Here is a 10,754-nt window from a genome sequence, read left to right as displayed (position 1 = left end):
GCCCGCTCCCACAGTGAATATGTGTTCGACAAAGATTCAGTGTGGGAGCGAGCTTGCTCGCGATGAGGCCGGAACTGCCAACCGAGAAAGCAGACAAGTTCTTGTGATCCGTCCTACGCGATCTTGGGAAGTCATGAACTGTGGCTGAAATCGCCCCGATGCTAGTTTGCCTGACGTTCTCGGAGGTCAGGCTGTGACGATCAAAATGGCAGTTTCAGCAGGTGTTTTATCAGTGTCGCTAATGGGCTGCGGGACCGCCGCCACCGTCCTGCAGGATGAAGCCGAAGCAGCGCAGGGGCTGCGCAGGCAAAAGACCTATTGCCAGTCCATCCCGCGGGTCTACAGCGGCCTGGCTTATGACTTCTGTGTATTGAATGCGCCGCCAGACCCTACGGGTTTCCTTGTGCCACTCGTATTGCTGGACTTGGCCGTGTCTGGCGCGCTGGACACCGTTGTCTTGCCGTACACGATTTACCGGCAAAGCGTGGACGGCAATATTTCCATCTATTGGCGACCTGCGCGCGGATAAAAAATGTCGCGAGGCCCCGGCCGTAGTTGCATGCCGCTTGCGGCTAGAGGTTTGCCGCTGCTTTTACGCTATAATCCCGCCCTTTAGCTGTCTCTCGCCCCTTGCGAGGGCACATTAATTTTTGAGGCGCTTGCGCCTGCATGCAGACTAAAGAGGCTAGACCCCTGTGGCATTGACGATTCTTGGCCTGTCCGGCGCCCTTAGCCATGATCCTTCCGCAGCCCTGTACATCGACGGCAAGCTGGTCGCGGCGGCTGAAGAGGAACGCTTCGTACGCGATAAACATGCAAAGAACCGCATGCCCTACGAATCGGCGAAATTCTGCCTGGAACAGGCTGGCATCAAGCCGTCCGATGTCGACGTGGTAGCGATCCCGTTCGCCCCGATCAGTCTGTTCGGCAAGGCCCGCTGGCAGTACGCCAAGCGTTACTGGTACGCCCCGGACCGCGCCCTCGACGCGATCCTGATGGGCAACCGTCGCTACAAGCGCTATCGCAACAAGATCGTCTGGTGCCTGGAGCAACTGGGCTTTGATCCGAAGAAGATCAAGATCGAGCCGGTCGAACACCACCTGGCCCACGCCTCCAGCGCTTATCACTGCTCCGGTTTCAAAGAGAAAACCGCGATCCTCGGTATCGACGGCAAGGGCGAGTACGCCACGACCTTCTTCGGTTACGGCGAAAACGGCAAGATCCACAAGATCAAGGAATTCTTCGATCCGGACTCCCTCGGCGGCCTGTACGGCGCGATCACCGAGTTCCTCGGTTTCGATATGCTCGACGGTGAGTTCAAGGTCATGGGCATGGCGCCGTACGGCGACGCCAGCAAATACGATTTCTCGCGCCTGGCTTCGTTCGAAAACGGCGAGCTGGTAATCAACACCGACTACGCCAACGTCATCGGCCTGCGTCGCTACAAAGAGAAGGGCAAGGGTTATTACTTCTCGCCGAAGCTGATCGAGTGGCTGGGTCCGAAGCGCGAAGGCGACATCGCCGACGAGCCGTACATCCACTACGCCGCGAGCATTCAAGCGCTGTTCGAAAAAATTGCGCTGCAGATGATCGACTACTACCTGGGCGACGTGCTCAAGGAAACCGGTAAACTGGCCTACGCCGGTGGCTGTGCGTTGAACGTCAAGCTCAACCAGAAAATCATCGCCCGCGATGACGTCAAAGAGCTGTTCGTACAGCCGGCGTCCGGCGATGCCGGCACCGCGGTCGGCGCTGCTGCCTATGTGTCTCACGCCCGTGGCGTACCGGTCGAGAAGATGGAACACGTCTACCTCGGCCCGTCGTACAGCAACGAAGATGTTATCGCTGCGTGCGCCCGTCACGCCAACAAGCCGACGTGGCGCAAGCTCGACAACATGCCGGAGCAGATCGCCAAAATCATGGTCGATGGCAACCCGGTGGCCTGGTTCCAGGGCCGCATGGAGTTCGGTCCGCGTGCATTGGGCGGTCGTTCGATCATCGGTTGCCCGAGCATTGCGGGCGTGGCTGACCGGATCAACCACCAGATCAAGTTCCGCGAGCGCTGGAGGCCTTTCTGCCCGTCGATGCTCGACACCGTGGCGCCGCAGATGATCAAGATCGATCACCCGGCTCCGTTCATGACCTTCACCTTCGAAGTGGCGGAAGAGTGGAAAACCCGCGTGCCGGAAGTCGTCCACGAAGACGGCACTTCCCGCGCCCAGGTACTCAAGCGCGAATACAACCCGCGCTACTACGACATGATGAAAGCGCTGGAAGTGCTCACCGGCAACGGCGTGTCGCTCAACACCTCGCTCAACCGTCGCGGCGAACCGATGATCTGCTCGCCGACCGACGCCCTGAACATGTTCTTCGGTTCGGATCTACAGTATCTGATCATGGAAGACATCCTGGTGGTCAAAGAGGGCGCGAACGCCTATGACACGTTCGGCTGAACGCCATGTGCTGCAGTTCTGCCACGGCTATGACGGGCCGTTCCTGGACTGCGCACGGCAGTACGCCAGCCTGTTCGCGGGGACCGGTTATCGAGTGACCACGGTGTTTCTCACCGGAGTTGCCGATGCCGAAGTCGCCGCGGGTTGTGCTTCCGATGAAGTGCTATTCATGGAGTACAGCTCCAAGGCCATTCGTGGCCTGAAGCTGGGTGCCATCGGCGATCTGCGCAAGATCGTCGCGTCGCGCAACTTCAGTTTCTGCATTGCTCACCGCTTCAAGCCGATCTATATCGCCTTGCTCGGCACGTCGTTGCCGGTGATTGGCGTGCATCACGCTTTTGACGATTACAAGCGTGGTAGCCGCAAACTGTTCGCGCATATTTTCCGCAAGCGTTTGAGTCTGCTCGGTGTGTCCGACGCCGTGCGCGACGACATGCGCAATTGCCTGCCGAAGTGGCCGGCTTCGCGGATCCAGACCATGTACAACCGTATCGACGTAGATGCCTTGCAAGCCTCGCAGGTGTTGGCTCGCGAGGCCCGGGAAACTCTCGGGCTGGCGGCGGATGCCTGGATCGTCGGCAACGTCGGACGGCTGCATCCGGACAAGGACCAGGCCACGCTGTTGCACGGTTTCGCCGAGGCGTTGCCGGGGTTGCCGGCCAACAGTCAACTGGTGATTCTCGGTAAGGGGCGTCTGGAGGAAAACCTCAAGGCTCAAGCCCGGGAGCTGGGTATCGGTGACCGGGTTCTGTTTCTCGGTCAGGTGCCTGATGCGCGCAACTACTTCCGGRCCTTCGATGTGTTTGCCCTGAGCTCCGATCACGAACCGTTCGGCATGGTGCTGCTGGAGGCCATGGCCGCTGGTGTACCTTTGCTCGCAACGGCGTGCGGCGGAGCGAAAGAAGTGGTCGAAGGCGTGGGCATCCTGTTCCCGTTGGGCGATGCCGAGCGTCTGGCCCAAGGGCTGCAACATCTGGCTGGCATGGATGATCAGCAACGCCGACAGTGTGCCGAGTTAATGCTCGAGCGCCTGCGCGAACGCTTCTCCGATTGCGCGGTACGCGATGCTTTCTGGCATTTGCCGCATGTTACCGAACTGGCACAGAGGGGCTGATGCTCAACCGATTTCAAGGCTGGCGCGAGCGTGGCTGGGCGGTAGTCGACGGCTCGACATACGCCGAAACCTGGCAACGTTATGGCGGCAGTGTCGCGACTCATCCCATGGTGGTCGAGCGGCTGGCGCAACTGGCTGACATTCCGGTGCGTTACCTGGCCTGGGTGCAGGGCGATGAGGTCAAGGCGGCGATCCCGACCTGGGGCCGCGACTTGGCCTTGTCCAAGGACGTGCTCAAGCGTCGCGGCAAAAAAGGTCTGTTCGATCTGGGCAACGCCGAGATCATCCTGCCGGCCGCTGCCGATGCCCAGGTGCCATTGCGCCATCGCGCGCGGTATCTGTCGGCGCTGAACGAAGGCCGTTTCACTGGCATCAGGTTGCAGACCGAGCAACTGGCCATGGCCCGTACCCCCGAAGAGCTGTCGAAAAAGTTTCGCTATAACCAGCGCCGCGAGTTGCGCTTGCTGGAAGAGGCCGGTGGCGTGGTTCGACCGGTGTCCGAATTTTCCAGCTTCGATCTGGCGGCGATTTACTGCGACCTGTTCCAGCGCCGCTGGGGTTTCCCGGCGACGGGTGCCGAGCGCATGGCTGATGTCATCGAGTTGCTGCGCGAGTTGCTGATCGGTTCGGTGATTTTCCTCAACGATGCGCCGATTGCGATTCAACTGGTGTACCGCGTAGAAACCACGCAGTGGATCAGTGTCGAGTACATCAACGGCGGGGTCGATCCACAAACCCGTGAGTTCAGCCCCGGCAGCGTGCTGAGTTTCCTCAATACGCAAAGCGCCTGGGAGCATGCCCGGGCGCAGGACAAACCGTTGCGCTTTTCCTTCGGTCGCGCCGACCGTGAATACAAGGATCGCTGGTGCAACCCCGTGCCGGTCTTCACTGTATGAGCCAAGCCATGAGCCGCAAACAGCAACTGCTCAAGCGCCATCGGCGCAATAAACGCATAGGCCTGTTGATTGCACTGGCGTTGTTGATCGTCATCGGTGTTCTGGTGGCCTGGTGGTTGCCGCTGGTGCTGGCGGTTCTGGGCTGGATTGCCCACGAAGCCTGGTTTGCCGACCATCTGTTCTACTCAGCGAAAGACGATTACCAGTACAGCTTTCCCCCGTACACGCCACAACCCAAGGTGCACCTGAGCGGTGAACATTTGCGGCTGGACGAGGGCGTGATGCTGGTCGACGACGCGACGCTGGTGCTGGCCCTGCGGGTAAAGAGCACCTGGCTGGGACGATTTATCGATCCGGTGGTGGAGTTGGCGGGTGGCGAAAACCCTGACCGACAAACCTTCGAACGGGGCGTGAACGGCCTGCGTTACCTCAATCTCAGTGGTCAGGCTCAGGCGTTGTCGCGCGGTGACCTGCGCTTGCGCGGGCRCTTCTGTCGCGTGTTTGGTGAGCCCGTGCTGTGGGCGTTCGAACATCCGGATTACCGGCGTCAGCGGGTGATGGTCATCGCCCCCCACGCCGATGACGCCGAGCTGGCGGCCTACGGTTTGTACAGCCAGGCCGACGAAACCTGGATCGTCACGCTGACAGCGGGTGAAATCGAAGCCGAACACTATCAGCAGATGGGCCTGAACAAGGTCGATGCGGCCCGCTTGAAAGGCCGTCTGCGCACCTGGGACAGCATCGCCGTGCCACGTTGGGCCGGTGTGCCCGAGGCTCACTGTGTGCAACTGGGTTACTTCTGTCTGCAACTGGCGAACATGCAGGCCGCGCCTGCCGTGGCGGCGGGATCGCGGGAGGCGGATATGAGCGACACCCGGCTGTTCCGCCGGTTGAATCCTTTCGCGCTGCCTGGCGATGCCGATGGCGCGCCGACCTGGAACAATCTTCTGGCGGATCTGCGTGAGTTGCTGCTGCGGGCCCGGCCCGAGGTCATCGTCCTGCCGCATCCGACCCTCGATCCGCATCCCGATCATGTCTGCGCCCAGGCGGCAGTCCTCGAAGCCTTGCAAGGCCTGGACTGGCAGCCGGCCACGCTATTGGGCTATGCCAACCACCTGCACGACAACGACCGCTGGCCGATGGGCGATACCGGTGATGGCATCGCCTTGCCGCCTGCCTTCGATTCGGCCCGGCCGATGCAGCCTTATTGCCTGCCGATGCCGCTGGAGCAACAGCGAGACAAAGCCATGGCGTTGGGCATGATGCACGACCTGCAACCGGCGATGCCGTTCAAGCGTCGCTTGCGTCGGCTGATCCAACGGTTGTTGGCCGGCCGCTTGCTGCCCACCTATGGCCAGAACGAATTCTTTCGCAAGGCAGTCCGGCGCCACGAGCTTTTGTGGTCCCTCAAGCACACACCAGGCAATGTTTCTCAGCGGGGAGAGTTATGAGTCAGCGGTCAAAGGTCCTGCAGCTGCAGCCTGACTACAACGTCAAAGCCCATGATTTCGCCGACCTCGCGGAGCAAATCGTCAAGGCCCTGCCCAGTGATCGCTATGAAGTGACCGCCGCGTTTCTGCGTGGCAAACCCGGGCCGGGCGAAGCGGTGAGCCGAGCCGACCGTTCGGTGTACTTCGAGTTTTCCGACAAGTCCCTCAAGGGCATGCGCCTGCGGGCCATGTGGCAGCTGTACAAGTTCTGCCGCCGGGAAAAATTCGATGTGGTGATCTGCAACCGCTTCAAACCGGTGAACATGATGCTGGCGCTCAACCGCTGGTTGAAAGTGTCGTTGTGCATTGGCATTTCCCACGGCTTTGGCGAGTACGACCGCTTTTACCGTCGCCGCCAGACCCAGCGCCTGATTGATCGTCACTGGCGCTTCGTTGGCGTGTCGCCTGCAGTGAAACAGTATCTGCTGGACTGTGACTGTGGCTTCACCGACCAGAATACCTACGCCATCACCAACGCCATCGACATCGAGCAAGCCGAAGGTCTGCAACACAGTCGTGAAAAGGCCCGTGAACTGTTGGGCATCGATCCGTCGGTGCGGTTGATCGGTGCGTTGGGGCGACTGGTGCCGGTCAAGGGCCATATCTATTTGCTGCAGGCCTTTGCCGCGCTCAAGGACAAATACCCGAATACCCAACTGGCGATCATCGGTGCCGGCCGCGAAGAGTCGCGCCTGGCCGCGGAAATCGACCGCCTCGGTCTCAGCGGTCGTGCCCATTTGCTGGGGTTCAAGGAAATCGCCCTGCAGTACATTCGCGCTTTCGATATCTGGACCATGCCCTCCCTGGCCGAAGGCCTCGGGCTGGCGCTGCTTGAAGGCATGAGCGGGCATTTGCCGGTGATTGCCTCGAACGTGCCGGCCATGTTGCCGCTCATCGAGGGCGCCGGTGGCCTGGCGATTACACCGAAGGATGTGCCGACGCTGCAGGCGGCGCTGGACACCTACCTCGGGCTGTCGGATGACGAGCTCAAGGCCAAGGGTGAGCAGGCCTTCCGTTATCTGCAGCAACACCATGACATCGAGGAGTTCCGTCGGGAATACCTCAATCTGATCGACTCCGGCCTGGAACAGGCCCGCAAGGAACAGCCATGAACGACGCGCAACCCATCGTCACGGTCATCATCGCGTCGTATAACCATGCCCCTTACATCGAGGAAAGCATTCTCAGCGTCCTCAACCAGACCTATCAGAACATCGAGTTGCTGGTGGTCGACGATGGCTCGAAAGATGACAGCGTCGAGCGGATCAAGGCGCTGCAGGTCATCCATGGTTTCGATTTCCGGGTGCAGGAAAACCAGGGGCTGACCAACACCCTCAATGGTGCGATTGCCCGGGCCAAGGGCAGCCTGATCGTGCCGTTCGGTTCGGATGACATCATGCTGCCGGAGCGAATCGCCACCCAGGTCGCTCATATGGACGGCAAACCCGAGGTCGGCATTTGCGCCGGCAACATCGAACTGATCGATGCCGACGGCAATCTCTACCCCGAGAAGCGCCAGCGCCGGGATGTGCCGTTCCGTCGCCTGGACTTCGATGACATGTTCCTGGAGCGCAAGCCCTATCCACCGGCACCCACGCTGATGATTCGTCGCGAAGCTCTGGACAAGGTGGGCGGTTTCGACCCGACCATTCGCCTGGAAGACTTGCTGATCGAGTTGAAGGTGACCCATGCCGGTTACTTCATCGACGGTCTGAATGTGTTGATGGCGCGTTATCGCAAGCACGCCACCAACTCCTACAAGAACCACCGCTTCATGATCGACAGCATCCTGCGCACCTACGCGCTCTTCAGCGATCACCCGCTGTATGACGAGGTGCGCTACAAGTTTCTCAATTCCATGTTCCTCAAGACCGCCAATCGTGATCGCAAGCTGGCGCGGGAGTTGCTGGCGCAGATTCCGTTCAAGGCCTGGAGCAAGAAAACCTGGCGTGGGTTGGGCCGGATGTATTTCTCACGGTTGGAGAAAGACTGAGCCATAGGCTGGATTCAAGGGGGGTGGACGACGTGGCATTGTTCGCGGTGACATGCCTCGATTGCTCAACGTTGTTGAACCGTCTCCTCCAAAAGTTCTTTCCTCGGTTTCCTGTTCTGGCGTAACCAGTGCAGGGTTTTCTTGCCGGCATTGATACCGGGCTTTTCGATGTGCAGGTAGGTCAGGCTGCTGATGATGATCAGCAGGCAACTGCACACGGCCAGCAACGGCAGGAAGACCCACACTTCCCTGGCGTCAAGATGCAATACCGGCGGCAGTCGCTGCACCAGTATCCAGAGCACGAAACCGTGCAGCAAATACGTGCTGTAGCTGATTTCCCCTAGCCAGCGAATGCTGCGTGGTCTCAGGGCGCCGAACAAGGTGTTGCCGGACGCCACAATCACAAAAAACAGTGAAAGCAGCAGCAGCGCTCCCGGATTGAATGCCCGGTTGAACGCCGTAAAGGCGATCGCCAATGCGAGCAGGGCGATGATGCCCGCCAGCGGAGAGAGGCTCCAGGCGACCCATTGTGGACGGCGAACCCAGTACGCCGCAGCGATGCCACCGAGGAAACTGGCCAGGTAGTGCTTCTTCAGCGAGTGTTCCCAGCCGACCACCTGGTACAGGGTGTAGATGCCGATCAGGCACAGCACTGTCTGCATCCAGCCGCCGCGATAAATGAACACCATGGCGGCCAGTGGCAGGGCCAGGTAGAAAAACACTTCATACCCCAGCGTCCAGGTGACGTTGGAGATCAGCATGCCGGTCTGGTGGTACTGGTTGACGTCTGGCCGGTCGAAGATCAGCCAGGCCAGGGTCTGGCCAATGAGCTGGGTGCCGGAGTCCTTGAGTTCCCAGTCCTGCAAATAGAACACACAGACAAACACGGTCAACATCAGCGGCAGGTAGAGCGGGTAGAGGCGAAATAGCCGAGATACCGCAAATGCCAGCCAGTCGTGTTGCCGCCCGTGGGTGAGCAAGCGGTCCCAGAACAGAAAGCTGGTGATCATGAAAAAGAGGGCGACGCTACCCTGGCCGAGCTGCGAGTAGAAGTTGCTCGGCGGAAAATCGATCACGCCGGTTTGCAGAAAGATCCAGGTAATGATCGAGTGGTGCACGAACACGCCGAAGGCCAGATACCCGCGTAAGCCGTCGATGCCGGCAAAGCGGCTTTCGCCGCAATGCTCCAGCTGTCGGGTGAATCTCGGCACGCGGTGCAACAGTAGCGCAGCGGTCGCGATGGCGAGCAGGTAGGCCATCATCGCGATAAGGGGGTTGGTTTCTATCATCAGTGAGCCTGGGCCGAAGGACTCCCGGCCAGCACGTGTCTGTGCAAATTATCCACGTCGGCTTTCGAAGCCGCCGCGGCGTATCCCTGCAGCAGCGCTTCGAAGTGATCCTCGAACAGCCAGTGCCGATCTGATGCGTAGCGTTGCATGTGGCGCAGATTACGCCGCCGCAGCGAAGGGCTCAACGATGAAGGGTAAATTCGCAGGTCGGCCAGGTCGATCAGGCCGAACTCGCCGTCCTCCAGCACCAGCACATTGCCCAGGTGCAGGGAGCGGAAGTAGACCCCTTGCTGATGCAGTTGGGCCATGAATTTGCCGAAGCGCTCCACCAGTGCCTGGCGCACCGCCGGGGCGGTGATGCCTTGCAGGATCTGGCGCAGCGTGTTGCCCGGCAAGGGAGAGTAGTGCACAGCGGTGCTGCCGTCTTCGAACCGGTAGAGGTCGAGGATGTGCGGTGTCGGGATGCCCATGCTGCGCAGTTGCACGCTGTTGACGGCAAAACGATCGGAGTAGGGCGTGAAACTGCCCGAGGTGTACCAGCGGCGACGGCGGAACAGCTTGAGAAAGCTGCCATCGGTCAGGCGCAGGACTTTGGGGCCCAAACCATCTTCTTCGATGACCCGGGCATCGACAGTCAGCTGTTGCAGGGCGCTTGGCGTCGCGGTCTTGATTGGCATGTCCAGCAGGCGCCTGGCCCGTTGATTGATGCTCAACGCGGCAATCAGTGCCAACGGGATCCACAGCAGGAACCAGTGCTCCTTGGGGCGAGAGATAATCCCGCCACCTTCGGTCAGGCCTGCACCGATACCGAAGGCCAGCCAGGCGGAGGCAATGATAAACAGCGGTTGCACGCGATGGCGCCGGCTGCTGATGAAGCTCCACGCAAGGAAGAACAGCCATGGCAGCAGGCCGATAATGCCGACGTAGTAGAGCACGCCCAGGGCGAAGCTATGGGGCTCCTGAAGGAGGTAGCCGGCGCCGGGGTCCAGGCTCAGTCCGGCGTTGTAGCCGTGCCCGATCCATGGATGTTCAGCGATCCTGTCCAGGGCCAATTGCCAGAGTTCGATACGGAAGGAACTGCCTCTTTCGAAGATCTTGTCCGCGAACAACGCGAAAGTCGCCGTTCCTGCAATGAGCATGGAACCAAGCATGAAGACCGGGCGTCGATTCCAGCAGATGTAACACAGCCACAGCGCAGCCAGCGTCAGTGCAACCAGTGGGGTCCTGGAGCCGGTGGCCAGGACGGCGGCGAACATGATCGCCATCGCCGGTATGCTCAACCAAAGTACCTGGTGTCGCTTGCAGGTCATGCTCAGGCTCAGCCAGTAGGTACAGAAAAAGCCGAAAACGTGGGAGCTGAGCAGTGGATTGTCGAACGCACCTACTCCGATCAGGCGCATTTCCGGTTGGTAGATCAGACCGAACCTGTACAGGTTGTAGACAGTGGCGACCAGCGCCACAATCGCGGCGCAGAACAGCAGGGGCTGAATGATTTCGCTGCGATAGCGCACCAGCAGGT

9 protein-coding genes are annotated in these 10,754 nt (G+C 60.2%); 7 read left to right on the top strand and 2 right to left on the bottom strand.

Annotated elements, in window-relative coordinates:
• Positions 1-193: 193 nt before the first annotated feature.
• The 7 genes from AC1DVH_RS09755 (at position 194) to AC1DVH_RS09725 (ending at position 7,946) form a co-directional block, all read left to right on the top strand.
• Complete coding sequence (locus AC1DVH_RS09755; protein WP_477753621.1) at positions 194-529, top strand: YceK/YidQ family lipoprotein; 336 nt, start codon at positions 194-196, stop codon at positions 527-529.
• Between the two features lie 166 nt (positions 530-695).
• Entirely contained in the window at positions 696-2,453 is a 1,758-nt protein-coding gene (locus tag AC1DVH_RS09750) for a carbamoyltransferase family protein (protein WP_477753620.1), read from the top strand.
• Positions 2,437-3,567 (top strand): glycosyltransferase, encoded by a 1,131-nt coding sequence (locus AC1DVH_RS09745; RefSeq protein WP_477753619.1) that lies wholly within the window; start codon positions 2,437-2,439, stop codon positions 3,565-3,567. Before AC1DVH_RS09750 ends, AC1DVH_RS09745 begins: the two co-directional genes overlap by 17 nt.
• Positions 3,567-4,463: an antimicrobial resistance protein Mig-14 gene (locus AC1DVH_RS09740; RefSeq protein ID WP_477753618.1), complete on the top strand. Its 897-nt coding sequence runs from the start codon at positions 3,567-3,569 to the stop codon at positions 4,461-4,463. The genes AC1DVH_RS09745 and AC1DVH_RS09740 overlap by 1 nt, the downstream gene beginning before the upstream one ends.
• 8 nt (positions 4,464-4,471) lie before the next feature.
• Positions 4,472-5,914 (top strand): PIG-L deacetylase family protein, encoded by a 1,443-nt coding sequence (locus AC1DVH_RS09735; RefSeq protein WP_477753617.1) that lies wholly within the window; start codon positions 4,472-4,474, stop codon positions 5,912-5,914.
• A complete protein-coding gene (locus AC1DVH_RS09730) occupies positions 5,911-7,065 on the top strand; it encodes a glycosyltransferase family 4 protein (protein WP_477753616.1) in 1,155 nt (384 codons plus the stop codon). Before AC1DVH_RS09735 ends, AC1DVH_RS09730 begins: the two co-directional genes overlap by 4 nt.
• Entirely contained in the window at positions 7,062-7,946 is an 885-nt protein-coding gene (locus tag AC1DVH_RS09725; RefSeq protein ID WP_477753615.1) for a glycosyltransferase, read from the top strand. Before AC1DVH_RS09730 ends, AC1DVH_RS09725 begins: the two co-directional genes overlap by 4 nt.
• Before the next feature lie 65 nt (positions 7,947-8,011).
• Here the strand turns inward: AC1DVH_RS09725 and AC1DVH_RS09720 are convergent, their stop codons facing one another.
• Together AC1DVH_RS09720 and AC1DVH_RS09715 are read right to left on the bottom strand one after the other, a co-directional pair.
• The gene (locus tag AC1DVH_RS09720) at positions 8,012-9,235 is read right to left on the bottom strand and encodes an acyltransferase family protein (protein WP_477753614.1); all 1,224 of its coding nucleotides are present in this window, start codon (positions 9,233-9,235) and stop codon (positions 8,012-8,014) included.
• Positions 9,235-10,754 (bottom strand): O-antigen ligase family protein (locus AC1DVH_RS09715; RefSeq protein WP_477753613.1); only part of this gene is annotated, 1,520 nt, incomplete at its 5' end. The genes AC1DVH_RS09720 and AC1DVH_RS09715, both read right to left, overlap by 1 nt.

It is taken from the genome of Pseudomonas sp. P4_C3 (assembly GCF_056402075.1).
Note: the sequence above shows the minus strand (reverse complement) of the source record. Positions and strands in the feature narration are given on the sequence as shown.